Source organism: Corynebacterium sp. HMSC068H04 (assembly GCF_001811255.1).
Lineage (GTDB): Bacteria > Actinomycetota > Actinomycetes > Mycobacteriales > Mycobacteriaceae > Corynebacterium > Corynebacterium hesseae.
In genome coordinates, this window is sequence record NZ_KV804000.1 from 1 (window position 1) to 217 (window position 217).

Genomic DNA, 217 nt, shown 5'->3' on the forward strand with positions numbered 1-217 from the left:
TCGTCGAAATCTTCGGCTTGCCAGACTCATCACCTGGCTTACCCGGAGTCGTCGATTCAGACGGCTCAGTGGTCTTCTCAGTCGTCTTCGGAGTGGTCGACTCGCCCGGGTTCTCCGGAGTCGTGGACTCATCCGGATTCTCCGGAGTCGTAGACTCAGACGGCTCAGACGTCTTCGGAGTCGTAGACTCATCCGGGTTCTCCGGAGTCGTAGACTC

1 pseudogene is annotated in these 217 nt (G+C 58.5%); it reads right to left on the minus strand.

From position 1 onward, the window contains the following. Positions 1–217: pseudogene (locus tag HMPREF2792_RS07675) on the minus strand (hypothetical protein); the annotation flags it as partial.